20 protein-coding genes are annotated in these 26,479 nt (G+C 44.1%); 6 read left to right on the top strand and 14 right to left on the bottom strand.

The features are described 5' to 3' along the window. Genes BJR36_RS12790 through nifJ form a run of 4 tightly spaced genes read right to left on the bottom strand, consistent with a single transcriptional unit; the run spans position 1 to position 7,522 of the window. Positions 1-897, bottom strand: a complete 897-nt coding sequence (locus tag BJR36_RS12790; protein ID WP_091235015.1) for a phosphate acyltransferase — start codon at positions 895-897, stop codon at positions 1-3. 15 nt (positions 898-912) lie between these two features. Beyond that, positions 913-2,715 (bottom strand): aconitase/3-isopropylmalate dehydratase large subunit family protein, encoded by a 1,803-nt coding sequence (locus BJR36_RS12785; RefSeq protein ID WP_091235014.1) that lies wholly within the window; start codon positions 2,713-2,715, stop codon positions 913-915. A 12-nt stretch (positions 2,716-2,727) separates the two neighbouring features. Continuing rightward, positions 2,728-3,849, bottom strand: coding sequence for an aconitase family protein (locus tag BJR36_RS12780; RefSeq protein WP_091235012.1), 1,122 nt, complete (start codon positions 3,847-3,849; stop codon positions 2,728-2,730). A gap of 10 nt (positions 3,850-3,859) precedes the next feature. Then, positions 3,860-7,522, bottom strand: a complete 3,663-nt coding sequence (nifJ, locus tag BJR36_RS12775) for a pyruvate:ferredoxin (flavodoxin) oxidoreductase (protein WP_330387926.1) — start codon at positions 7,520-7,522, stop codon at positions 3,860-3,862. 353 nt (positions 7,523-7,875) lie between these two features. Between nifJ and BJR36_RS12770 the strand changes: the two genes are divergently transcribed. From BJR36_RS12770 to BJR36_RS12755, 4 genes are all read left to right on the top strand, one after another. Beyond that, the gene (locus BJR36_RS12770) at positions 7,876-8,889 is read left to right on the top strand and encodes a LacI family DNA-binding transcriptional regulator (RefSeq protein ID WP_091235010.1); all 1,014 of its coding nucleotides are present in this window, start codon (positions 7,876-7,878) and stop codon (positions 8,887-8,889) included. Positions 8,890-9,152: 263 nt separating this feature from the next. Then, complete coding sequence (locus BJR36_RS12765) at positions 9,153-10,553, top strand: pyruvate carboxylase subunit B (RefSeq protein WP_091235008.1); 1,401 nt, start codon at positions 9,153-9,155, stop codon at positions 10,551-10,553. A gap of 13 nt (positions 10,554-10,566) precedes the next feature. Then, positions 10,567-10,962 (top strand): carboxymuconolactone decarboxylase family protein, encoded by a 396-nt coding sequence (locus BJR36_RS12760; RefSeq protein WP_091235006.1) that lies wholly within the window; start codon positions 10,567-10,569, stop codon positions 10,960-10,962. Positions 10,963-11,237: 275 nt separating this feature from the next. Further along, a complete protein-coding gene (locus tag BJR36_RS12755) occupies positions 11,238-11,495 on the top strand; it encodes an HPr family phosphocarrier protein (RefSeq protein WP_091235004.1) in 258 nt (85 codons plus the stop codon). 503 nt (positions 11,496-11,998) lie between these two features. Here BJR36_RS12755 and BJR36_RS12750 read toward each other — a convergent pair. The 3 genes from BJR36_RS12750 to BJR36_RS12740 form a co-directional block, all read right to left on the bottom strand. Then, entirely contained in the window at positions 11,999-12,538 is a 540-nt protein-coding gene (locus BJR36_RS12750; protein ID WP_091235002.1) for a flavodoxin family protein, read from the bottom strand. A gap of 35 nt (positions 12,539-12,573) precedes the next feature. Then, entirely contained in the window at positions 12,574-13,533 is a 960-nt protein-coding gene (locus tag BJR36_RS12745; RefSeq protein ID WP_091235000.1) for an aldo/keto reductase, read from the bottom strand. Between the two features lie 129 nt (positions 13,534-13,662). Continuing rightward, entirely contained in the window at positions 13,663-14,562 is a 900-nt protein-coding gene (locus BJR36_RS12740) for a DMT family transporter (RefSeq protein ID WP_091234998.1), read from the bottom strand. Positions 14,563-14,739: 177 nt separating this feature from the next. Here BJR36_RS12740 and BJR36_RS12735 point away from each other — a divergent pair, with 177 nt between their 5' ends. After that, positions 14,740-15,624 carry a LysR family transcriptional regulator gene (locus BJR36_RS12735; protein ID WP_091234996.1) on the top strand — a complete coding sequence of 295 codons (885 nt, stop codon included), beginning with the start codon at positions 14,740-14,742 and terminating at the stop codon, positions 15,622-15,624. Between the two features lie 126 nt (positions 15,625-15,750). On the opposite strand, the gene BJR36_RS12730 is transcribed toward BJR36_RS12735, so the two are convergent. From BJR36_RS12730 to BJR36_RS12720, 3 genes are all read right to left on the bottom strand, one after another. After that, positions 15,751-16,419 carry an HAD family hydrolase gene (locus BJR36_RS12730; RefSeq protein ID WP_091234994.1) on the bottom strand — a complete coding sequence of 223 codons (669 nt, stop codon included), beginning with the start codon at positions 16,417-16,419 and terminating at the stop codon, positions 15,751-15,753. Between the two features lie 262 nt (positions 16,420-16,681). Then, positions 16,682-18,925: an ASKHA domain-containing protein gene (locus BJR36_RS12725; protein WP_091234992.1), complete on the bottom strand. Its 2,244-nt coding sequence runs from the start codon at positions 18,923-18,925 to the stop codon at positions 16,682-16,684. A 314-nt stretch (positions 18,926-19,239) separates the two neighbouring features. Continuing rightward, entirely contained in the window at positions 19,240-19,896 is a 657-nt protein-coding gene (locus BJR36_RS12720) for a cobalamin B12-binding domain-containing protein (RefSeq protein WP_091234990.1), read from the bottom strand. A 179-nt stretch (positions 19,897-20,075) separates the two neighbouring features. Between BJR36_RS12720 and BJR36_RS12715 the strand changes: the two genes are divergently transcribed. Beyond that, on the top strand, positions 20,076-21,326 hold the full coding sequence (locus BJR36_RS12715; protein WP_091234988.1) for a PocR ligand-binding domain-containing protein: 1,251 nt from the start codon (positions 20,076-20,078) through the stop codon (positions 21,324-21,326). A 99-nt stretch (positions 21,327-21,425) separates the two neighbouring features. Here BJR36_RS12715 and BJR36_RS12710 read toward each other — a convergent pair whose 3' ends face one another. The 4 genes from BJR36_RS12710 to BJR36_RS12695 all read right to left on the bottom strand — a co-directional run bounded on the left by BJR36_RS12710 (position 21,426) and on the right by BJR36_RS12695 (position 25,897). After that, positions 21,426-22,343 (bottom strand): CobW family GTP-binding protein, encoded by a 918-nt coding sequence (locus BJR36_RS12710; protein WP_091234986.1) that lies wholly within the window; start codon positions 22,341-22,343, stop codon positions 21,426-21,428. A 23-nt stretch (positions 22,344-22,366) separates the two neighbouring features. After that, on the bottom strand, positions 22,367-23,731 hold the full coding sequence (locus tag BJR36_RS12705) for a uroporphyrinogen decarboxylase family protein (protein WP_091234984.1): 1,365 nt from the start codon (positions 23,729-23,731) through the stop codon (positions 22,367-22,369). A gap of 177 nt (positions 23,732-23,908) precedes the next feature. Continuing rightward, positions 23,909-25,003, bottom strand: coding sequence for a GTP-binding protein (locus BJR36_RS12700; RefSeq protein WP_091234982.1), 1,095 nt, complete (start codon positions 25,001-25,003; stop codon positions 23,909-23,911). 15 nt (positions 25,004-25,018) lie between these two features. Next, on the bottom strand, positions 25,019-25,897 hold the full coding sequence (locus tag BJR36_RS12695; protein ID WP_091234980.1) for an MIP/aquaporin family protein: 879 nt from the start codon (positions 25,895-25,897) through the stop codon (positions 25,019-25,021). Positions 25,898-26,479: the final 582 nt, after the last annotated feature.

Below are 26,479 nucleotides of genomic sequence, written 5' to 3'. Positions count from 1 at the left end.
CTAATTGTTTTTGCCTATTAGTGCTGCCAGCACGATTGACATATATTTATCATCTGCACTTGCTGAACGTGATACCAGCAAGACAGGTACCTGCGCTCCGAGCACAACTCCGCCGGTACGTCCCCCGCCGATGGTGGTGATTGTTTTTGCTGCTACGTTTCCGCTTATGATATCCGGCATTACCAGTATGTCCGCATCGCCTGCTACAGGGCTTTCGTACCCTTTGAGGGGTGCTGATTCCGGATCCATTGCGAGGTCATAGCTGATCGGACCTTCGATGATGCAGCCCTCCACGCCTTCCGCCTTGATTTCGGCTGCGTCTACCGTTTCTTTCATTTTCGGATTCATTTTTTCTATAGCTGCAACAATGGCTACTTTGGGCTCTTCCACTCCCAGCGCATGAAATGCGGAAACAGCGTTCTCTATTGCTGCCCTCTTCTGCTCCTTAGTCGGATATACCAGAAGACCTACATCTGTTATTGCAAATACCTTATGGTAATTGGGGCTTTCCATAAAGGCCAGCAGGCTCATGGTGCTGTTCTTGCGGATACCGGTCTCTTTATTGACCAATACCTTCATCAGGTCTCCTGTTTCAATCTTCCCCTTCATAATGCAATCTACTTCTCCGGATTTCACCATATCAGCTGCTTTCTGCACACATGCAGTTTTATCTTCGATATGGATAATCTGCATCTCTTCCTGAGAAGCTCCTAACTCTTCCAGGATCGCTCTGATCTCTGGTTCTCTGCCAATCAGGACCGGAGTTACCATGCCGTCTCTTGCAGCATTCACGATTGCCTCCAGGGTATGTGCATCCTGTGCAGGCGCTACCGCTACTTTACGTTTTTCAGGCATCTTTCTGAGGGTCTCTTTTAACTCATCAAAACTTTTTATCATCTCTTCTGCCTTCCTTTAGTTTATCATGGTTCGTGGGTCTGTGACGACCCCTGCGATTGCTGTTGCAGCTGCCACTGCAGGACTTGAAAGGTAGCTGAGGGTCTTCTTTGTGCCCTGGCGTCCAATGAAGTTTCGGTTTGCCGTAGACAGGATCCTTTCATCATCTGTCATTAAGCCGTATGGCATGCCGCAGCAAAGTCCGCAGCACGGATGGACGACTACTCCACCAGCTTCTATGAAGGTCCTGATATAGCCAGCCTCAATTGCATCCTTAAACACCTTATTCGTTGCAGGACACACAATGAAACGGAGGCCATATGCCACTTTTTTACCTTCCATCATTTTTGCTGCAATTGCCAGATCCTCTAAACTTCCATTTGTACAGCTGCCTAAGTATACTTCATCAATCTTGGTCCCAAGAATTTCATGGATCGGATGAACATTGTCGACGCCCTGAGGACATGATAACTGTGGTTCTAATTCATCGACATTGTAGGTCAGTACTTTTTCATATTTTGCATCGTCATCCATACGGACCCAGTCAATTTCAGAAAGAGACATTCCATAATATTCGGCTGTCTTTTCATCTGCTTCAAACAATCCGCATTTTGCGCCCGCTTCTAAAGCCATATTTGCCATTGTGAAACGTGCCATCATGCTCATTTCATGTGCTGCAGTTCCTGTGAATTCAAGAGATTTATATTGTCCTCCATCTGCCTTTATATCGCCCAGAATCTTCAGGATAATATCTTTTGATAAAACGCCTTCCTTCAGATGTCCGTTTAGCACGATTTTAATGGCACTCGGAACTTTAAACCAAAGTTCTCCGGTAATCAGAGCAGCGGCCATCTCTGCCGTGCCAATTCCTGAGCAGAAATTTCCCGCTCCGCCGTAAGTTGTCGTATGGCTGTCAGTTGCTGTTGCAACTTCTCCCGGTCTTGCATATTTCTTTTCATGCATGATACTGTGACAGATGCCTTCACCGATATGCAGTTTCTTGATACCGTATAGCTTTGCAAGCTCCAAGCCGGCATGATAATGATCGTAGTCATTCTTTGCTACGGCAGTCGGCATGCAGTGATCCCATACGATCGTCACTTTATCCGGATCATCGATTTTATCTGCTCCGATCTTCTTCATGGTATCTAAAAGATACGTGGTATAGATGTCATGGACCATAAACATGTCTGGTTTTGTAATCACGATATCTCCTGGTTCAACATGATGCTTTCCTGCATTGTTCTTCAGTATTTTCTCCACAAGGGTATATCCGCTCTTACGGCGTTCTTTATCAGTCAGCGGCGTGATTTCTAATTTCTTGATTCCTTCCGCTATTCGCTTTTTGGTGTCTTCAATCAGACCGCCGTTTGCTACTATATTAAACAGGTTTTCAGGAACCTCGCCGACTGGAAATGTCTTTCCATTTACACTGACTGTTTTTGCATCAATATCAACAGTGACGATATCTCCGCCGTCGCAGACGTCCTGTATGCCATCACACTGGAGCAGAAGAATTCCACTATTAAATGCGTTGCGGAAAAAAATCCTTGCAAAACTCTTTGCAATAATACAGCGTACTCCATTTGCCGAAAGCACAGTTGCCGCCTGCTCACGGCTGGATCCACAGCCAAAATTAGTACCTGCAACAAGGATATCTCCTGCCTGAACCGTTGAACCGAATTCCGGCTTCAATAATTCAAAAGCATATTGCTTCATCTCTTCAATCGTCGGGATCGTCCCGCGTCTGCCTGGTATTATAGTATCCGTATCAATGTCATTTCCAAACTTCCATATTTTACCACTGAATTTCTTATCCATGTCAGCGCCTCCTTAAATTAGTTTTGTATATGACGCCGCAATTACAGAATTAACGGAAGCTGTATATACTTCAGCATCTTCACAACCCATTGCGCCCGCAAACGTATAAAGACCAGTTGTTAAAAGTTTCTCATTATGGCCCATCGCTCCTGCTCCCTGCGTTACAACGCTGTGATCCCCCGGTGCCTGAATCTGTGCGCCATAATCAATAAACTTTGTGATAATTCCTTCTTCCATTGCCTGTATGTAGTCTTTGCTGGTTGCAGGACAAATGCTTAACCGGAATCCTCGGGCAAGCTTTTTATCTTTGATAAGCCCGGCTGCCGTTCTCAACTCTTCTATGGTGCCTCCGGTATAGCCTCCAATCTGCCCAGCCTGAAGTTCAGTTCCTTCCAGTACCGATTTTTCAGCGATTTTTGCCTGGTCCTGTTCTGAACGGCTGGCACAGGGCATCATGATCATAGGCTTTACGTTTGTCAGATCAAGGACGACTGCCTGTTCAGATTGTTCTTCAACAATCACTGCTGCGTAAGCTCCTGTCATACAAGCCATGCTGCAGAGAACTGCTTTCTGATGATCATCAAGTGACGGGCAGCCGAATTCAATTACTTTTCCTTTTACGTCTGAGGCTTTTGTAAGGAAATCCATTGCAGCATCCATCACACTGACAGATTCCTGCAGATTTCCTGTTAAAGTAACCGATACAGTCTCTGGCACGATCACACTGTAGCGTCCTGTCTCTGCGATGCGGGCTAGTTCCGGAATGCTTACATTGATTCCCAATGCTTTTTTCGCACCAAAGATACTACCATGGGTTCCACCGCCAATTATGATTTCTCCCGGCTTGATGATGTCATTCAGCATGTACTGGTATCCCACTCCCTGTGCCTGCACATAATGACAGCCATTCCTTGTTGCAAATTCCAGATTCTTTCTTAAAATACCAGCTGCCTCGGTACTTCCGGTCGGTACATCATGATCATGGATGACCCATACTTTCTCCTGATTTCCCACAGCAGATATCTCATCCACTGCAGCATTTGAAATACCATCATTGATTACCACATAATCTGCCATAATCGTAGCAACGGAACCTGCTTCTTTCCCCAAAATCCTTTCAATAAATGTGCTCATATTCTTCTCCTTATTGTGCTAGCGCTTTATATTTTGCATATCTGGCTTTCGCCTCTTTTTCCGTCTGCTTAAATAATGTTTCAGCAACATCAGGGAATGTTCTCTCAAGAGAAGAAAAACGGACTTCACCGCGAAGAAATTCCTGAAAATCTCCCGTTGGTTCTTTGGAATCAAGAATAAATGGATTTTTTCCTTCTTCAGCAAGCATTGGATTATGCCTGTACATCTGCCAGTATCCTACTTCGACTGCACGTTTTATTTCTCCCTGTACATCTTCCATTCCACAGCGTAAGCCATGGCTGATGCATGGTGCATATGCGATGATCAGAGATGGCCCGTCATAGCTTTCTGCCTCCTGTACCGCTTTTAAGAACTGTGACTGGCTGGCTCCCATCGCAACCTGGGCTACATAAACATCGCCATAACTCATAGCCATCATTCCAAGGTCTTTTTTCTTGCTTCTTTTGCCTGCCGCCGCGAACTGTGCAACTGCCCCTGTAGGAGTTGATTTTGAAGCCTGACCGCCTGTATTGGAATAAATTTCCGTATCGAATACCATGACATTCACGTTTGCACCGCTTGCTAAAACATGATCAAGTCCGCCATATCCGATATCGTAGGCCCAGCCGTCTCCGCCAAACAGCCATACGGATTTCTTGGTCAGATACTCTGCATTTTCCCTGATTTCTGCTATGAGTGAAGCTTCTTCTACCGCCACTGACTCGCAGCATCTGCGTTCCTCCTGCGTACCATCGGTGAATACCATGACTGGAGCATCTTCTTCTGCCGGCTCATAATTCAGTAAAACTGCTTTGAAGGCTTCGCTTGCTTCCTTCGTCACAGCTCCATCATTGTAGCTTTCCATCCATGCTGATGCTGCTTTCTTTAACTCTTCGTTGGTGGTTATTTTTACAAGAGCCTCTGCCTTTCCTAATAATTTTTCTCTCTGCTGCTCTACTGAAAGCCAGATGCCCATACCATACTCTGCATTGTTTTCGAATAGAGAACCGCCTACTGCAGGACCTTTACCATTTTCGTTTGTTGTATATGGGAATGACGGGAAGCTTGTTGCCCATACCTGGGAGCATCCGGTTGCTGTTGCCACATACATACGGTCTCCGTATAATTGGGTCAGGAGTTTTGCATACGGTGTCTCGCCACATCCTGGGCATGCTCCCGGGAATTCCAGCAGGGGCTGTTCAAACTGGCTGCCTTTTACAGTAGAAACACTCATCGGATTTTCCTTTTTCGATAATGCTGCTGCATATTCCCAGTTTGCTTCTTCATGCCTGTTCTCATCCAACGGTTTCATGGTAAGAGCTTTATCTTTTGAAGGACATACCTTTGCGCAGCTTCCACATCCTGTACAGTCAAGCACTGCTGTCTGTATTCTGTACTGATATGTTTCCATGCCTTTTCCGGCAGCCTGTACCGTCACGAATTCAGCCGGAGCTTTTGATGCCTCTTCTTTATCTAATAAGAAAGGACGAATTGCTGCATGTGGGCACACGTAAGCACACTGGTTACATTGAATGCATTTGCTGCTATCCCATACTGGAACGTTGTCAGCAATGCCGCGTTTCTCATATTTTGAGGTCCCCTGCGGCATCGTGCCATCCGGAAGATCCATGAATGCACTTACGGGGATGGAATCGCCTTTCATTGCATTTACTGGAATCTGTATATTCTTGATCCACTTTGGCAATGATTCATCTATAGAAACTGGCTCGAGTTTCAAATCCGCCCATTCAGCAGGAACAGTTACTTCTCTTACCATCTCAATACCCTTATCAACTGCTGCATAATTCATATTGACGATTTTTTCGCCTTTTTTGCCGTATGACTTATAAATTGCTTTCTTCATGTAATCTGCTGCTTCTTCAATTGGAATGATATTTGTGATTTTAAAGAATGCAGCCTGCAGGATCGTGTTTGTTCTGCTTCCTAAGCCTAATTCTTTTGCGATTGCAGTCGAATCGATAATATGAAGATGGATTTTCTTTTCAGCTGCCGCTTTCCTGAATTCCGCCGTCAGGTGTTTTTCAAGCTCTTCCTCTTTCCAGTCGCAGGTAATTAGGACATTGGCGCCTTCTTTGGCATCAGCCAGAATATCATATCGCTCCAGATAAGATTTATTATGGCAAGCGATAAAGTCTGCCCGGTTTACCAGATAAGTGGAGCGGATCGGCTTTTTGCCAAATCGCAGATGAGAACGGGTAACACCGCCTGATTTTTTCCCATCATATTCAAAGTATGCCTGAACGTTCATATCCGTGTGGTCACCGATAATCTTGATGGTATTTTTATTTGCACCAACTGTACCATCCGATCCAAGTCCCCAGAACTTGCAGCTTATGGTTCCCTCAGGAACTGTATCTACTTCTTTCCCATAAGGAAGGGATAATCCGGTCACGTCATCATTGATACCGATTGTATAGTGATTCTTTGGTGTGTCCTGCTTCATGTTTTCGTACATGGCAATAACCAGGGCCGGTGTAAACTCTTTGCTTGCAAGACCGTATCTGCAGGCAAGTACATCAATCGCTCTTTCGGATTCCAGAATAACAGAGCATACATCTTCATACAGAGGTTCGCCAACTGCACCTGGTTCTTTCGTTCTGTCCGCCACAGTCATTTTTTTGACTGTATCCGGTAACTGGCTTAAGAAATATTTTGCAGAGAATGGACGATACAGATGAACTTCCATGTATCCTACTTTTTCGCCTTTTTCTAATAAATAGTCAATGCTTTCCTGTACACAGCCCGTTGATGAACCCATTCCGACTATTACATACTCTGCATCCGCCGCACCGTAATAGTTGAACGGCTTATAGCTGCGTCCGGTCACTTCATTAATCTGATCCATATACTCTGCCACGATATCCGGCAATGCATCATAATAGGAATTACATGCCTCGCGGCTCTGGAAATACGTATCAGAATACTGACCCGTAGTACGAAGTACCGGATGTTCCGGATTCAATGCATTCTCCCTGAATTTTTTTAATTCATTCTGGTCTACCATTTTCGCCAGATCATCATAATCGAGACAATCCACCTTCTGCACTTCATGGGAAGTCCTGAATCCATCAAAGAAATGTAAAAATGGCACATGCCCTTTTATTGCTGCCAGATGGGAAACTGCACCTAAATCCATTGCTTCCTGCACACTTGAGGATGCCATTAATGCATAACCTGTCTGACGGCACGCCATAACATCAGAATGCTCAGCAGATATCGAGATTGCATGTGTTGCCACATTTCTGGATGCCACATGGATAACGCCCGGCTTTAACTGTCCTGCAATACGGTACATAGTCGGAATCATCAGCATCAGACCCTGTGATGCCGTATAGGACGTTGCAAGTACGCCTCCATCCAAAGCACCATGTACCGCAGAGACCGCTCCACATTCCGACTGCATTTCGACTAATTTTACCTGCTGTCCAAAAATATTTTTCATCCCATTTGCCGACCATTTATCTACCAGCTCGGCCATCGGTGAAGATGGTGTAATTGGATAAATGGCAGCTACCTCCGTAAATGCATAAGAAGCATAAGCTGCCGCTTCGTTGCCATCCATTGCCCTCTTTATCATTTTGCTCATTTTGCTTTTCATCCTTCCTTCGATTGATGCTCCTTCTTCCCAGTTAAGATCATCAAATTTGCTCATATTTATTTGGTATTCTTCGGTTTAACGTGTTAGTTTAACGTGTTAGTATAACGTTCATGTGTATAACCATAATTTATTTTTATTCCATTGTCAACATTTTATTTGACGTGATGATTAATTTTGGCAGTTTTTAAGTATTTTTTTTATTTATTTTGTATATATTTACTTAAAAACTTTTACCCGGATTTGGTTTCCTATTCTTTGCTTGACACTTTGACTTATATTCTTTATGATAAATTAAGTTTAACTGTTCCATTGTCATTTATGGCCATGAAGGATGCGGGGCTCGGTAGCCCCCATTATGTAAAGAAAACGAATGAAAATTTGAAAATGAAAAGCAGGTGTATTTATAAATGGCAACCATTAAGGATGTAGCAAAACTAGCAGGGGTTTCTCCCACTACAGTCTCAATTATTATCAGCGGCAAGTCCAAAGAAAGAGGGATTTCTGCCCAGACTCAGGAACGGGTATTTGCCGTTATGAAAGACTTATCTTATCAGCCAAACCTCAGCGCCAGGAGGCTCCGCTCCCAGGATGCATCAAAGCCGACAATTGCATTTTTCTGGCCGCTTGACGACCGTAATTCAATCCTTGCCTCCTTTTTGAATGCGCTGCAGAAGGAAATAAAGACACAGAATTTCCTTTGCGAATTCATCGTCCAGGCATACGAGAACGATTTCTTAGAGCGCGACGCTTCCTCTATCATCAATAACAGCTATAACATTGCAATTATCGGTGCTGCTTCCAATCGTGACATTGCATATCTGGAATCTTTGAAGCCTAATATGCCCATCATTCTGATTAACCGAGAGTCTGAACAGTTCTCCACAGTCCGGACAGATCACCAAAAAATCGGATTTCAGGTAGCTGATCTATTCCGTAAAAAAGGGTATTCCGAAGTAATGGTTGTCTCTTCGAGTCAGTCTTACGTAGCAACTGGCCTTCGTACACAGGCTTTTCTATACGCATGTTCCCAGGTCGGCATCAATGTGTCTTCCGAACATATCATCAAAGGACCAGGTACTGTCACCGGTGGCGCTCAGGCAGCCGAAGAAATCTGCAGCCTTTCGAATGCTCCAAAGGCAGTCTTTTTTGATTCTGATTCCATGGCAATCGGCGCTTTACATACCTTCCATAAACATCATTTGCGCATTCCAGAGGATATCGAGATTCTTACAATTGGAATGTTAGAAACGGAAACCACAGCATTTTGTATCCCTTCTCTAAGTGTAATAGAAATGCCAAATGCCAAGATCGGCCATTTGGTTATTGATACCGTAAAAAAAATATTAGAAAGCAATCATATTAGTCCCATCCATCACATGGTAGATGCCGAAGTAATCCTTCGGGAAAGTTTTACCCTGTAGATGCCAGAGTCTGCCTAGGCAGACTCTTTTTTTAATGTATAGGAAATTCCTCGAATTTCCTATACATTAAAAACGCTCCGCGAGGAGGAGCATGTCCTATGAGCTGTTTCCCTTACACTATTTCTTTTATCTTGACAAAGCAACCATTCTTTTGTATAGTAGGTATTACGATTTAGTATAACGTTGCATCTTATACAGAAACCATTTCCTTCCCAGTTTGGATTTCTGCTATATAGAAATGAAAATGAAAGGAATGAAGTATTTTGTTTTGGACAAAAAGAACAAAATATCCCGATGGAATCGGTGCAGCAGACTTTATAAATGCCGGCACCCCTTTGAAATTCAACAGTGTTGAATTTCGTGACGGACAGCAGTCTTTACTGGCAACCCGTATGACCACTGCCGATATGGCTCCGCTTCTGACCCGCATGGATCAGGTCGGATATGATAGTATTGAAATGTGGGGTGGTGCAACTTTTGATGTTGCAGTCAGATTTTTAAAAGAAGATCCCTGGGATAGGATTAGAGAATTCAAGAAATATGTCAAGAAGACCCCGCTAAAGATGGTTCTTCGCGCACAAAATTTAGTAGGTTATAAAGCTTATCCAGACGATATTGTAGAAAAATTTGTAGAAAAGGCCGCTGAGGCCGGTATTGATATATTTTTAATTTTTGATGCATTACAGGATTTGAGAAATTGTGAATCTGCTTTTAAGGCAGTAAAGAAGGCTGGAAAAAAAATCGAAGGTTCTGTTCAGTATAATATCAGTCCCTTCCATACTACCGATATATTTGTTCAGAATGCGTTAGAGCAGGAAAAACTGGGGGCTTCCCTTATGCATGTTGAAGATATGGCAGGTTTAATGACACCACAGGCTGCATATGAATTGATTTCTGCTTTAAAGGCAAAATTGAAGATTCCAGTTCATCTCCACTGCCACTGTACTGGCGGAATGGCCGAAATGGCTTACTGGGAGGCAATTCGGGCTGGAGTGGACGGAATAGACGTGTGCGTCTCTTCAATGTCCATGGGACCGGCTCATCCTCCAATCGAAAGCTTCCTGTCTGCTTTAAAAGGCACAAGCCGTGATCCTGGAATCGAGCTTGGACATTTTAAGTCCATCAATGATGATTTTCTAATTTTACGAAAGAAATATGCAGAGTATGAGACTAAATTGATCGGTGTCGATGTCGACTGCTTAGAACATCAAGTTCCAGGCGGAATGCTCTCAAGTTTAGAAAGTCAGTTGACCGCCATGAACTTGTATGACAGGCTTCCGGAAATCCTGAAAGAGGTCACCCAGGTACGTGCCGACATGGGATATCCTCCCCTTGCCACTCCATCAAGCCAGATATGCGGTGCTCAGGCTACAACCAATGTAATAACCGGCAAGCGCTACTCCTTAATGAGTAAGGAGCTGAGAGATTACTGCCGCGGCATGTATGGAATGCCCCCAGGTCCTATATCTTCGGAACTTTTAGAAAAAGCACTTGGCAGCGACAAGCCAAACATGAACAAACCTGCCGATATGCTGGAACCTGGATTTGAAACTGCAAAAAATGAACTTGGCGCACTTGCAAAATCCGACGAGGATATTCTGACTTATGCAATGTTTCCGAGTTATGCATTGGATTTTTTACGCACAAAGTATCAAACTAATTAATGGAGGAGTCCTTATGAAACAGATGAATTTTGAAAAGCTGGCTCGTTCCCAAAAAATTCTTGAAGATTTAAAGATTGCCCGAGGTGGTTCTCTGCTTGATTCCCACCGGGTAATGGGAAATGATCCAAACCTTGTAAATGCTTTTTTACAGCAATATATAAACTGCAACAAAAGCGATATTTCTATTCCAAAGAAATACCGTGAATTAATCGTTATGGCTATCGGCATGGCAACCGGAACAGATACCACAATGAAAGTTCATGCTCAACTGGCTCTTGAAAACGGGGCTACAATGGATGAAATATTTGAAGTAATCCGTATGATTTTCTTCACCTGCGGCGTCAGCAAGCTGCTACCTGCCCTGGAAACACTTGATATGTTTGAGCCGGTGGATCTGGAAGAAAATTAGCAGCAAGCCTTACACAATGCTTACAAAAAGAATAATATCAGTAACTATTCAATAGTCCCGTGTTGCGAGGTGTTTTTGTGCTTCTATTGCATAGAAATCTGAGTTTTGAATGCACCAAATTGCTGATTTTGCAATTTGTGTGCATCCTCGGTGACTATATAAATACTGTCCCGAATAATTTCCTGGGTTTCACGATTACAATAAAATTGAATGATAGCCAGATGAATATTCTAAATTTAAAAGAAAATTTAAAATCATAAAAGAAAGTGAATTATATGACGAAAGTATCAGTTGAATTAGGGGATTTAAAGGAAATAGTAATGTTCGTAAATATCTTGAATAAATATGATTATGAATGTGATTTGCATTGTGGCAGCTATTACGTGGATGCAAAATCTTTACTCGGAGTAATTACCCTGCATAACGCTTCCAATGTTGAGCTAATCATACATGCTGATAAAACGGATGAATTATTAAAAAATATTGAGCAATATTGCAGTTGGAAAAATATTAACAGAATTTTTAAATCATAAATCCGAATTATTAGTGATGAGAAAAATGACATAGATGGGCTGTTTTTATGGCTTTATAAATAGAAAAAGGAACCCAGAGGCTCAGGCAAAAAAAACTGCAAGCAGAAAACCGCTCCAATGGTTTCGGACTATTTTATTCTGACTTTCTGTCAGGCTAAAAGTGATTGCATAATTGCTGTCTAGCATAATGATACCTCCTGCAACATACGTCCGTTTTTATTTTATTATACTACCATAAAAAGTGTATAATTTTGACCTTTTCTCTTCTTCGAATTAAGCATGGATGCTGAAAGGTCAAAAATCATACTAATAAAATCAACTTCTATTCTATATTCCTATATTCCCACTGCTCTAAACAATATGAATCCACTTCCTGCTTCTGAATCTCCACATGCACCATGTTACTTTGACTATACAGTCGGCTTTCAAGGTCACCGAAAGAACCTCCCAGAAATCCTGGGAGGTTCTACATGTTTCAATTTCTCTTCATAATAGTTTCTTCTTTACACAGCTTTTCCCATTTCATACGCCTCTTTTATAGCCGGTGTGCTGTTGATTTCACCTTTATTCCATGCACCCACGCCATAGATGATTCCCTTTTCAACAGTCCCTTCCAGGCAGTCGATCGTAAAGCCACGGAAGCTCTCGATTGTTTTCTCCATGGAGGATACTTCCGTATCTGCGGCTGCAACGATATAGTAAAATTCTTTGCCGGTGATCTCTGTGTACCTTGGAACAGTTCTGTCAATAAATGTTTTCATCTGTGCCGACATGGTGTAGAAATATACCGGCGTTGCCAGCAAGATGACATCAGCTGATACCATTTTTTCCAACAATGCTGTCATGTCGTCTTTCTGCACACATTTCGAGGTCGTGTTGCAGACACCACAGCCAAGGCAATAGCCAATCTTCTGGCTGCCAAGAAATATTTTTTCTACATGGCTGCCGCTTTCTGCCGCCCCTTTTGCAAATTCATCACACAATATATCTGAATTTCCGCCTTTTCTTGGGCTGGAAGAGATAATTAATACTTTTTTACTCATGATATTCTCCATCTTTCTTGTTTTATTCACTCTGCCTATAAAGCTCCCACAATTTTATGTGGAACATACAACTCTTCCAGGTATTCCATATCCTCATTGCTCAGGGCTATATCAAAACTGCCGGCCGCATCATCAAAATACTTCGCTTTTGTGGCCCCAATGAGCGGTGAAGTGACGCCTTTCGCAAACTGCCATGCCAACGCAATCTGCGTCATCGTGCAATTGTGTTTTTCTGACAGCTCAGATACCCTGTTTACAATTCCCATATCAGAGTCTTTGGTGCTGTCATATTTTCCAGCCGCTGTGACATCTGTCTGACTGCGCAGGGTATCAGCTGACCATGGTCTGGCCAATCTTCCCGCAGCAAGGGGGCTGTATGGTGTTAATGCAACGCCCTGCTCCTTGCAGATCGGAATCAATTCCCTTTCATCCTCACGATACAGAAGATTATAGTGGTTCTGCATAGATACGAATTTCGTCCATCCGTTCTTCTCCGCAGCATCTTGAAGTTTTGCAAACTGATATCCGTACATGGCAGATGCGCCGATTGCTCGGACCTTTCCCGACTGCACTGCCTTATGCAGAGCCTCCATCGTTTCCTCAACCGGCGTATGATAGTCAAACCGGTGAATAATCAACAGATCCACATAGTCTGTTCCCAATCGTTTCAGAGAACCGTCAAGTTCTCTTGAAATCGCCTCTTTTGAAAGATTGCCTTCATTGAAGTATACCTTTGTGGCAATCACCGCTTTGTCACGGGAAACGTTATTCCTGATCGCTTTTCCTAAATACTCCTCGCTGGTTCCTGCCGAATAGCAGTTTGCCGTATCGAAGAAGTTTATACCAAGCTCCAATGCGTGCTTTATGATTGCTTCGCTTTCAGACGGATTCAGTGTCCATGCATGCATTTTGCTTGCCGGGTCACCAAAACTCATACAGCCCACGCACAATCGTGACACTTCAATTCCAGAATTACCTAATTTTGCATATTCCATTTCTATCATCCTTTCATATTCCAGTTTTTCACATCTGCTTCTGTTTTGTCTACAGGAGATCCATGAATTGCCATTCCTTTTGATTACAACCCAGTTTGCCAGCTTCCTTAAAAGCTGATATATCCCGGGTCATCTTCTTTTCCCTTTGATTGTAATACCTGGAGTTAACTCCATGTCAATGTTTTTATAGTTGGCCCCAAATATAGCACCGCCGAGAATCATTACGGCTCCCAGAATCTGAATTGTCAGCAGCCTTTCCTGTAAAAATATCGCAGAAAAAATAACAGCGGACAGCGGTTCCAGATAGCCACAGATTGCTACGGTATGTACTGGTAACGACCCAATAGAAGAAAAGTAAAAATAGCATCCGATGCCGGTGTTTATAAAGCCCAGAATCAAGATCGGAATCCAGTCTGAAGAGGCAGCATGGATCACAAAACCTTGTTTGATGCCTACAAATACAGCCACGATCAGAAAACCGAATGATAGCTGAAGTAAAGCATTCTCGAGTCCGGTTATCCTTGTCGCCTTTTTATTGAAAATAACCATAACAGCATACATGAATGCTGACAGGGCACCACAGATCAAACCAAGACTTCTGCCCCCAGCCTGCATAGCCTGCCCATTCACAAGAACGATACCTGCCAGCACGCACAAAAAACCTGCTAACTTCGGCCATGCAAATTTTTCATTAAAAACAACAGGCGAAAGAACCATGACGATCACAGGACCACAATAGTATGCCAGAGAAGCAAAACTTACCCCAATCTGATGGTAAGCTTCATATAGGAACATCCAGCTGGCACCCATTGCCATCCCGGAAATAAGCAGGAAAAGCAAAGCCTTTTTCTGCTTCAAACAAGTAAATCTGTTCTTTTGAAACAGGAATACGACAAGCAGCAGCAAGCTTCCGATTAGTGTCCGCAATAGAACAATTTCATAGCTGTCAAGAGAGATAAAACTTGCCACAATACCATTGGAGCCGAACAACAGTAACGCAGACAGGTACTTAAAATATGCGTTTTTCAAAAATCCACCTTTCCAGGAAACATGGTTACTTCCATGGTTACTTCCATGGTTACTTCCATATCTCCTTCCTTCATTGAATTATTTTCAACCATAGTGTATCATAAAGGAAAAGATTACAAAAACGAATTTTTATCATGTTAATCATTACAAAATCAGATGCAAAAGGGGGCAGTAATTATGGATATGAATATTCAAAAACATATGGCTTTTGTCAAAACAGCAGAGTATGGCAGTTTTACAAAAGCGGCAGAAGCCCTGGCTTACTCACAGTCTGGCATCAGCCGGATGATACAGGATCTGGAGAAGGAATGGAACATTTCCCTGCTGGAAAGAAGCCGCGCCGGAGTACGCCTGACATCCGATGGCGTCAGACTGCTTCCCTATGCAAAAAGGGTATGTGAAGACTATCAGAAACTGCAGATGCAGGTAGATGAATTAAATGGTCTCCAGTCCGGCCTTATCCGCATTGGGACTTTTTCGAGTGTGGCGACCCATTGGCTGCCGCATATCATCAAAGAATTCCAGAAGGACTATCCGAATATTGAATATGAACTTCTGTTGGGCGATTATACAGAAATTGAAAACTGGATCTCTGAGGGAAGAGTCGACTGTGGATTTCTGCGATTGCCGACTCAGCCCGATCTGGAGACGATATTTTTAGAACAGGACCGGCTCATGGCGATTTTTCCGAAAGATCATCCATTAGCAGGCTGCGAGAAAGTGCCTGTGAAAGAATTATGCATGGAACCGTTCATGCTGCTGGAAAAAGGTGCAAAAGCAGAAATTTCAGAAATTTTTGAACGGAACCATCTTACTCCAAAGGTTCGTTTTACAACATGGGACGATTATGCAATCATGTCCATGGTGGAGAGCGGCCTGGGCATCAGCATACTACCGGAACTGATTCTTAAAAGGATTCCTTACAACATTGTGGCAAAAGAACTGGATGTACCTGCCTATAGAAATATTGGCCTGGCCATGCGGGATAGAAAGACAATTTCTTTGGCAGTGGCCAGGTTTATAGAATACCTGAAATATAGGTCAACTACTCTAAATTTTTAGAATCATCGCTTTTAGACTATCTGGGACTAAAACCATCAGGAATGAAGTAGCTATTTTTGATTTTTTGCACAGAACAGCCCCCAGGTCTGGGGGCTGTTCTGTTAGTCTATAAAAATATTTAAACCATCATTCGTCCATGTGAAGAAGCCTGCCAATCAGTTCATCATCCAGTTCTTCCCATTTATCTATCGTCAGGGCCGCAGTCGAAAGATCCTGATTCCCGGAATCCGGGTTGCGGAATCCGATGCATTTCATGCCGGCATTTTTCGCCGCCAGGCATCCGTTGGTCGAGTCTTCTATCACCAGACATTCTTCAGGCCGCAGATTCATTTCACTGGCTGCCTTCAGGAACACATCAGGCGCCGGTTTGGGATTTTTGACATTTTCGCCGCTGCACAGCACCCGGAAGAAGGACTCTATCCCCAGGGTCTTCATCGCTTCCTGAATATATTTCTCTGCGGACGAAGAAGCGACTGCCATCTGGAAGCCTGCTGAATCCAGCCTTTCGAGCATCTCTTTTACTCCGCTGATTTCAGGAAATCCCCGTTCCTTCACGATGCTTTCCTTCATCTGCGCTGCTTCCCTGCGGATATCATCATCATCCCCGAAATCCACTCCATAATTCTTCCTGATTAGTTCAAGCAGATACTTTGCAGTCGAACCGATGCAATCTTTATAGACTTCATAGGACACCTCTATGCCTCTGTTCTGGAATACCCGTTTCCAGACCTCAAAATGCAGAGGCTCCGTGTTGATCAGAACCCCGTCCATATCAAATATGACAGCTTTTAACATTCTATATCTCCTTCCAAATTCTCAATCTGCGAATCAGCGGCCGCCTGTCCATTAGAACCTGCTACTGCTTTGATTACTGTTTCGCATTACCGCATCTTTACCTATTATAAACCAGATTGAGGGATTCGTACCAGGAAAATGAATTCGAAGCGAACTAAAAAATTCACTTGTAATTTCTTTTGATTTTTATCTGTTTTTTCAGAATATCGACAACTATTCAGATCCATGTACTTCATAGTCACAAAGTGCGAATATAGCTTCTTCACTCAAAATACATGTACTCCATATAGCGTTCGTTAAAAAACTTATCTCCCGAAAGATTGATCTCTTCGGATGCTTCCACTATTTTTTCCACTCTCTTGTCTGCACCGTCCTCTGTCAGATACCTGACAGCTCCGCCAAGCGAACTATTTCCGACCGTTTCTATCTTCCCCGAAAATTCTTCAGGCAGCAGTCCTATATAGACCGCCTTACTGATATCCACCTTGAATCCGAATCCTCCCGCAATATATACGCTTGCGATTGCATCCAGTTCTGTGCCATATCGTTCAGCCAGCGTCTCGATTCCTGCCCTCACCGCAGATTTTGCCAGCTGGATTTCTCTGATATCCTTCTGCGTGAATACTATACTCCTGCCTTCGGGATTCCTGGCCAGTTCATATCCCTCTTCAAAATATGCTTCGTCCAGGCGACCAGTTTCATCAATCAGGTCCGCCCTCAGCAGTTCTGCAACGGTCTCGATTGCCCCGGTCCCGCATATCCCGACCGGCTGCTTCCCTGCTATTGTTTCATAAATGGCTTTGCCGTCTTCAATGGAAACGCTGCTGATTGCTCCTGGAATACTTCCGGTGCCGTTCTGGATGTTTCCGCCCTCAAAAGCCGGCCCGGCTGCGGTTGAGCATACCAGGATCCTCTCGCTGTTTCCGATTGCCATTTCGCAGTTTGTGCCAAGGTCGATCAGCATGCTGATTTCCTTCTTCCTGTCAAAATCGCATAGAAGCAGTCCGCTCACGATATCGCTCCCGACAAACGTCGATATGCCCGGAAGCAGGACCACCGGCGACTGCAGGTAGTCATTTCCCATGATTTCCAGAAACGGTTTCTCCGTCAGGCCGACATCTACAGGGGTAAATGGAAATACGCCCAGCGTCTCGCAGGAATACCCAAGCAGCAGGTGCTGCATTGTCGTATTTCCAGACACGGCGATTTTCTTTATGGATGATTTTGCAATCCGCGTGCTCTCCACGATTTCCCGGATTCCCAGGTTCAGGCTTTCCCGGACGCTGTCCCTCAGTTCCTCCATCTTCCCTTCATTGGAAGACTGGATTCTTGAAATCACATCCGCACCGTATGCCCTCTGCTTATTAACTATCGTGAATGTCTTTACTGTTCTTTTTGATTCCGCTCCCACAAGAGTGATGGCTATCGTTGTTGTCCCAATGTCAATCCCGATCAGATAGCTGTCTTCTCCTGCTTTGCTTTTCTCATCATCTTCGTTCCGATAATCTGAAAGTATCTCAAAATCCGATTCATTTCCGGCAGCCAGCTTGATCGAACAGCCGGCTTTCGGATATGCTCTGCATGACAGCCGGAAGCCGGCGGCCAGCTCCTCTTGTCCAAAAACCTCCCTGTCTGCAGCGGTGATTTCCAGCTCTCCTTCTATAACCTGTATACTGCATTTTCCGCACTTTCCGTTTCCTCCGCAGACTGCGCTTACAAATATACCGTTCCTGACCATCGCCTCAAGCAGGCTTTCCTTTTCCTTGCATCCTATCTCGTATACGCTGTCTCCGCTCGTGACCTTCACGCCTGTCTCTGCTACTTTTCTTCTCTTGCATCCAACGGCCTCGCATGCTTCACAGTTCTGATCTGCATGAAAATCATTCTCATCTTCCGTCACTTCCAGCAGGTAGCCTGTCGTTTTTACTGCTGTGAACATATAGCCCGTCGTAATGTCTATCTTCAGCCTTTCATATGCTTCAGTCTCATCCAGTATTGCTTTCTGCATCTCCATCGGCATTGTCCCGGGCGCTTCAAATCTCTGGCGGATGCCAAGCCTTCGCAGCCTGCATTCCTCCCTGATTATCTTCTGGACCTCACTATCGGTCTGGAACAGATAGTCATCTGCCATAGCATCGGCAAGCATTCCCCGCAGGTAATCGCCTTCTGCAAAATATCTGCTGCTCAGCTCAGAAATATCCAGGCCTGCAGTCGCCAGAACATACACCACCGGTGCACCGTTCTCCAGCCCTTCGAGCTTAACCTCTGCCTCAAGCCTTCCAAATTTGATGATAGCCGCCGGTTCGATCAGTGCACTGATTTCCTTTTCCAATTCCTCATACTCCTGGAGCACTTCCTCATAGACGGGGCTGTCCTTGCGGCAGTCCATAATATGCATGACAGTATCCCTGTTGATCTTTATGTTAAAGTCCGATATTAATTTATGGTTTTCAAAATTATTCATTTTGGAATTTTCGCTTTTCTGAACCTGCCCACATTTCTCCATATCTTTCCTCCCGGTACCCGATTCCCCCTAATTCGCAAATATGCTAGTATGTGGAACATTCTTATTTTACATAAAACCCTAATATTTTCCTGTAAATCTTAGCATATCAAAAGCATTTTGTAACATTCGCCCTCGTCAATTTTCACATTCGCCCTCTACAACGCAGTGATGCAAAACATGATTCAATGAGCAGCTTTATGAAGACGTTGGTATTTGGGCCGCGTGTTCTGCGGCCCTATGTACCACTACGTCTTCATCTAAGCGAGAGCGCGCTGCGAATGAACATGTTTTGCATCACGTCCTATTTAATCTGTTTATGCTGTCTGCATGGCATTTTTTGATTCGACAGCCTTTTTCGCGACTTCTGCTGCAGTCGTTGCATCAGGTGTATAATAATCCGCTCCAATCTGTTCTGCAAAATTTTCATTTACAGGAGCTCCGCCTACCATAACGATATACTTCTCTCTTACTCCCTTATCGTTCAGTGCGTCGATTACCGTTTTCATGTTTGGCATAGTCGTCGTCAGAAGCGCTGACATGCATATGACATCTGCTCCAACCTCTTCTGCCTTCTCAATAAAAGCATCCGCTTCTACATCAACGCCAATATCATATATTTCAAATCCGGCACCTTTTAACATCATGGTGACCAGGTTCTTTCCGATATCATGCAGATCTCCTTTTACGGTTCCGATTACTGCTTTTCCTACAGCCTGGTTTCCAATTTCGACCAGTTTTGGTTCAAGAATCGTAAGGCCCGCATTCATGGCTCTGGCTGCCACCAGTACTTCCGGTACGAAAACCTCATTCTTTTTGAATTTTTCTCCAATGATCATCATTCCGCCCAAAAGGCCCTCATTTAAAATCTGTTTTGGGTCTGCTCCCTCGTCGATTGCCTGCTGCACAAGTGTCTTCACATTTTTTGCTTTACCCTTCTGCAGATATTCTGAAATTTCTTCTATGATTGTCATCATATTTCCTCCCTATAAGACTTTCTTTTTTATGTTTTGTTGTTAAAAATCATATACTCATTATAATATACGGCTATCTTATTTTGTGTAATTTCTTTAGAAAGCTTGTATTTTTTTTGTAATTTTCGTGATATAATCACAATAATATGACACCAGAGTAAAAGGAGGTCCCCACCAGGATGCAGCCATATTTGTATACCATCGTAGAAAAAAACCAATTAAAAGAAATGATAGAATCTTTCCAGACATGTCTGGATATACCCCTCCAGGTAATCGACGACCAGGGCTCCATCTTGTTGTCCTGCGGACCGGCCGCTAACTTTTGCACCACCTTCACGAAGCATCTGCCCAAAAATGACTCTTGTGAAAAAATGCATATCAACGCAAGCAAAAAGGCGGTCGATCTGGGGGAGAGCTATATCTTCTCCTGCCATGCGAATCTGAATCATATCGTCTTCCCCCTGATCAACAACGGTGCTTTCCTCGGTTCTATCCTGGCAGGACCGTTTCTGATGGAAAGTCCTGATTCGCTCCTGATACAGGACATCGACAGAAAATACAAGCTGTCTACAAACGACCTGCTGGATCTGTATGATGAAAGCAGCAGCATCAAAATCATCCCTCCAAAAAAGGTGACGCAGATCAGCCGGCTGCTTTATTTTCTGTTTGCAAATCTGATCACCGATGGAAAGCAGCAGCTGATCATTAATCAGGGAAAGCTCCACCAGCAGTCAAAGATAAACGAGTCGATCCAGATGTACAAATCCCAGGATGTGAATTCAAACTCTTCCTACCCTTACGAAAAAGAAAAAGAACTGATTTACAAAGTGAAATCCGGTGACATTTCCGCCGCAAAAGGAATCCTCAACGACCTGCTCGGGTATGTGCTGTTCTCTGAGGGAAACAAGCTTGAGATTGTAAAATCCCGCGCCCTCGAACTCTCCGCCCTGCTGTCCCGGGCCGCAATAGAAGGCGGCGCTGCTACAGACAGCATTTTGAAGATCAACAACCAGTTTTTAAAAAACCTCCAGCAGATTACCGATCTGGAAATACTCTGCTATAAACTTCAGGAAACCGTCGAGGTATTCGTGGAATCCATGTTCAACTACATTCCCACAAAGAATAACGAGCTGATCAAAAGAGCGATACAGTATATTTCCAAAAATTACGCCTCAAATGTCACTCTGGAGGATGTCGCTTCCCATGTGCATCTGAATCCAGCATATTTTTCCACTATATTCAAGCAGTCCTCCGGCTCTTCTTTTAAGGAATACCTGAATATGGTGCGTATAGAGGAAAGCAAGCGGCTGCTGTCCAATACGGATTACTCCATCATTGATATTGCGGTCGCCACAGGCTTTGAAGACCAGAGCTACTTTTCCAAAGTCTTTAAAAAATATACGGGGCTGACGCCGAAGCAGTACCGATAACAAAAAAAGAACTAATACAGAACTGCCCCCCATAAGTCAGACATATCAATCTGACTTACGAGGGGCAGTTTTTTATAAACGAAACGACAGATCTGCAGGCTAACAAAACTCCTTTATGTCCTCCGGATACCATTTTATCGCTTCTTTAATGCTTTTCCGGGTTGGCAGACCGCTTCCTGACAACACCACAACCTTGTTGACGCTGGAGGCCTCCCCTTCATAGGGCTCTGCCTTGAACATGTTCCCGACGCAGTCAACCAGATATATCCTGCCCTCCAGGTTCACGAATCCTTTGATCCGATAGGTATCTTCGATGAACATTTCTATGAATTTCTGAAAGTTATAAAGGGTAAACGATGGATTGATTTCAATCACATAACTTCTTAAGGTAATATCCCTCTGCTGCATTTCTGCCTTTTCAGAAGCGCCGCTGATCGTCCTGATCTGGTCCATCCATTCCTTTTTTATTTCTCCATATTCCGTTTCAAAAATCGGAATATCCGGTCTGTGGTTACCGATTATTTCATATATCTCTCTGATCCTGTCCCGATCTGCCAGATCCGTTTTATTCAGCAGTATGATATCGCTGACGGCTATCTGCTTTTTGACCACTGTTGCAGTCTGATATACTTTGGGAAACTGCCGTGCATCCACAAGGCAGATGCTTCCCATATATTCGATATCCGAAAACTTATCCTTCTGGCCTAAGATTTTCTTTATGTTGGTAGGATCAGACAGGCCCGATGCCTCGATCACTATCATTCCAGGCTTATCTTCAATCGCCTTCACAAGCACTTCCTCGAATCTGTCCAGGCGGCAGGAACAGAAGATGGAGCCGTTGTTTATCTCATTCAACGAGGCTCCTACGTCCTTTAGCAGCTGCCCGTCGACGCCTTCCTTCCCAAATTCGTTGACAATGATCTGAAGCCTGTGATCAGAAAACATCTTTATGAAATTTTTCAGGAATGTGGTCTTACCGGCTCCTAAGAAGCCGGTAATCAGATACAGTTTTATCATATATCTTCCTTTCATTTTTTGTTCTATTTCATTGCAGCCGTGATTGCCGCTTCCAGTTCCTCTTTTGCTGGTACCAGTGAGCGGAATTTCAGCTCCCCGTTGATGTACATGGATGGCAGGTTCGGAACTCCCATTTTCTTGCAGCGGGCAATGTTTTCCTTTATGGTAAATTTATATTCTGTCATGTCAATGGCATCGCCAAAGTTTTCTTTTGCTTCATTTGCTGCTCCCATCATATACTGGCATGCCGCGCAGGTAGCTGAATCCAGTGTGAATACCTCCACGAGCGGCTTCTTCAGATTCGCATAGTCCGGAATTTCCACTTCGATATCCTCGCTCACAGCCACATAGTTTTTCAGTATTTCACGGACTGATTCGGTTTCCGTAACGGCCTGTACAGCCCCTATCGTATTTTCAACAGGCACAGCGAATGGCATATCGCAGCCCGGTGCCAGTATAAAGTTTTTCTTGTCTTTCATGCTGTCAAGTAAGTCAACAACGAATTTCATATTATCCTGCTGTGTTCCATGAAGCATTACCGTTGTCAGCGGAATATTTCCACCGATTACGACATTATATCTGTCCGTGATTTCCTTTGCAGCCAGAAGGTTTACGTTCTCGTCAATTGAAATTGAATCCGGTTCGGTCTTGCACATTACCTCGATATTCCTGGTAGCATCTCCACATACGAAGAAGGAAGAAAAAGCACCCAATTCCTTGATTCTGGCGAACAGATCACTGAATGGCCTGCTCATAAACAGTTCAAAATGTGCTGATGAAATCTGGGAAATCAGGGGATCTACCACTGCAATGACATCCATCCCTGCCTCCACGTAATATTCGGCCATCTTCATTGCGATTTTGTTGCAGTATTCCAGGAACTCAATGACTGCATCTTCATCATCGTACATATCCATAAAGATATCGTTGCCGCGCAGATGGGTCGCCAGGGTAAATGGTCCGCAGATCAGGCCATACAGTGCAGTCGTATCGCCCACAGCCTCTTTCATCCTTTTCATGACATCCAGAACCATCGGAATACGGCCGTCTTCTTTTTTCGGAATCGTGCACTCGCAGGGAATCTCGATTTCTTCCTGCCCTTCCAGCGGATGTTTTGATACAGACGGAGGACCGTCTTCAGCCCATACCAGATCGCAGCCCAGGCATTCAGCCTCAATCTGCAGATCAAACATAACCGGCTGTCCAAAAGGCTTGTACAATTTATTTACCTCCATAAGAGCCTCAAATAATTTGTCGCCATCCTGAAGGACCTCAGCCGCACTGTATCCGACCAGTTTTCCTGCATGTGCTCCTGCAAAAGGCACCCATGGCACCTGGCTTGTCTCCTCATGTTTTAAAGTTTTGATTAATATTTCCTTATTTGTCATCTTCCTGTCTCTCCTTTGATTTTATATTGTTCTTTCATTTTCTGTGTTCTTCTGCATTCATGATAGTATATTGCCTTGATCCAATCTAAAACTTAAGTTGGATTATTGGTAAAATTTTTGTAACTGTTCAGCAGCCCCGTGACTATGAAGGACGTAGTCCTGAATAGTCACAGATTTTTAGAAATTCACTACCGTATCATAACGGTATGTTGGATTCGGACGCCCCGGCTGTAAACATTTCAGGGCCTGTACGTCGTATCTGATATCATCGCCGCAGACATTTTTCAGTTCTTCCAGAACGATCTCTTCCAGTTTTCCAGGCGTCATTTCGACACGGGCATTCAGGGTCAGGCTGACCTTATTTCTTCTGTCCGATTTGCCTCTGATCTTCAATGTATCTTTTCTTCCTGTCAGGTTGCCAACGATAAAACTGCCATCCTCTTCTATCATTAATTTCACATGTCCGACTGCCGCATTCATTCCATCAAAACGGCTGCTGAGCACATGCAGCAATTTTTCTCCAAACTCTTTCCAATCTGCATCTTTGCTCTCCATCATAATGGCAGCATTCAGCCATCCAAGTACCGCTTCACCTTCCGCATAGACGTCATAATCTACCCTGGCCAGATGCGTTCCTGCCTCCGTGGCATTCATAACATAGTCGAGCCATTCTTCCATATTTTCACCTGTCTGTGCGCTGATGGCATATACTTTTGCCTGTGGCCATTCCTTTGCTGTGCGTCCCTTCAGCATTTCCACCTCCGCCTCGGTCAGCAAATCGATCTTATTTATGACAATGCAGTCCGCTTCTTCCAGCTGTTTGCGGACAATATATGCCGCACTTTTGTGCAATCCTGAAGTTTCACCATCCAGGATAGCCCGAAGGCGTGCCGGGTCTACAAGAACATTTAGCGGGGAAATCTCAAGATTATCTTTGTACTTTTCTTTTAACGGCTGCAGAATCGTGGCAGACAGATCCGTGCAGCTTCCTACCGGCTCTGCGACAATCACATCCACCTGGTCATCCTGCATCATTTTATCAATCGCAGCTGTCAGCCCATGAAAGTTGCAGCAGAAGCAGCTCCCGCTTACTTCCTCCGTAACACTTCCCGCTTTTTTCAGGTAAGCTGTGTCTACCAGTCCGGATGCCTGGTCATTTGTAATGAGTCCGGCTGTTTTCCCGTTTTCCAAAAACTTCTCTGCCATTCTCCGCAGCAGCGTTGTCTTTCCCGCGCCTAAAAAGCCGCCTGCTAAAATTATTCTTGCTTTCATCGATATACCCTCCTGTTAATTATTTTCATTGCAGGAACTTCTGTCACCACAGCCGCATGCTTCCCGGTCTGGCTTTGCCCTGCCGGTGCAGCACTCTTCTTTCTGCTGCTGCATCAAGTTCTGCAGTACCCCTGTAAATAATGTTCCTGCCAGCAAAGCCCCGATTACCGGTGCCAGCATATACACAAAAAAGAATCCTCCCGTGCTGTCAGGAAATGCAGCGCTTCCCCATCCAAAAATCCAGGCTGCCAGCCTCGGTCCAACATCCCTGGCCGGATTCAGTCCCGCCTGTGTTAAAGGGCCTACGAGGCAGGTTGAGGAACTTACGGACAATCCGATGAACAGAGGCGCCAGATTATTGTCCGGCTTTCCCAGGTTGCATCCCTCTGTCATGCCAAAAATCATGAGTACCAGCAAAAAGGTGCCAAGTCCTTCTGCTGCCATGGCAATCGGCATCGAGACTGCTGCAGAACCTCCCGCCGACTGATAGTATTCGCCGAACATCTTTGCTACAGCCATGGATTCCGGTGTCCCCCGGACAATCCCGTTTATGCTTTCATATTCTGATATGTTTGCTGCAAACAGGCCATATAATACAATTCCTGCAAGAAATGCCCCTGAAAACTGGGCTGCCAGATATGCCGGAACCTTCCTGATATTCATTCTCCCGTTAGCTGCCATCGCAATCGTGACTGCAGGATTCAGATGGGCGCAGGATAAGTGTCTTGTAATGTATATAGCCAGACTTACTCCAATCCCCCACATAAGAGCAATCTGCACGATCCCCTGATAAGAATCGAACAGTATGGAATTAGCCACTGTTCCGCACCCGAACAGAACCAAGATGAATGTTCCCAGCAATTCCCCCATGAACTCCCTCTTGTAATTTTTCATTGATATCCCTTCTTTCTTTTACATTATAATTCAAGTGTCAGATAATCGAATCAGATTGAAATCAGTATAAAATATCCTTAAAACTTTTTTTGTAAATATTATATTTTTCGGGTAATTATTTTGTGTTCTCGCAAAAAAGCTTCTCCTGTCTGTTCCGTATCTAAATTTATTCCAAGTCCTATGAAGATTAGCGCGTCAAAAGCCCTCTTGTAACGTTCAACTTCGTCGATTTGCACATTCGAACTCTATCACACAGTGATACAAAACATGAATTGATGAGCAGCTTTATGAAGACGTTGATAACTATTCCAGACTACGTCCTTCATAGTCACATATGATGCACACAAATTGCAGGAACTGCAATTTGGCGCACACAGAACTCAGGTTTTTATGCAAAAGGAGCACCCCGAAACTTCGAAAAGTTTTAAAACGCTCCTGTGATTCCTATGTATTTCGTTCTTTTTATGATTACATCTAAAATTTTTCTGGGTCAATCATTTTTTTCGTGGGATTGCCACCACGTAATGTATTGATTTGTTACGCCCCCCTTGACCGGATGGAAAAGCAATGCTGTTCGTTTAT

It is taken from the genome of Anaerobium acetethylicum, assembly GCF_900096945.1.
GTDB classification, from domain to species: domain Bacteria; phylum Bacillota; class Clostridia; order Lachnospirales; family Lachnospiraceae; genus Anaerobium; species Anaerobium acetethylicum.
This window is presented reverse-complemented; position numbering and strand designations above follow the sequence as displayed.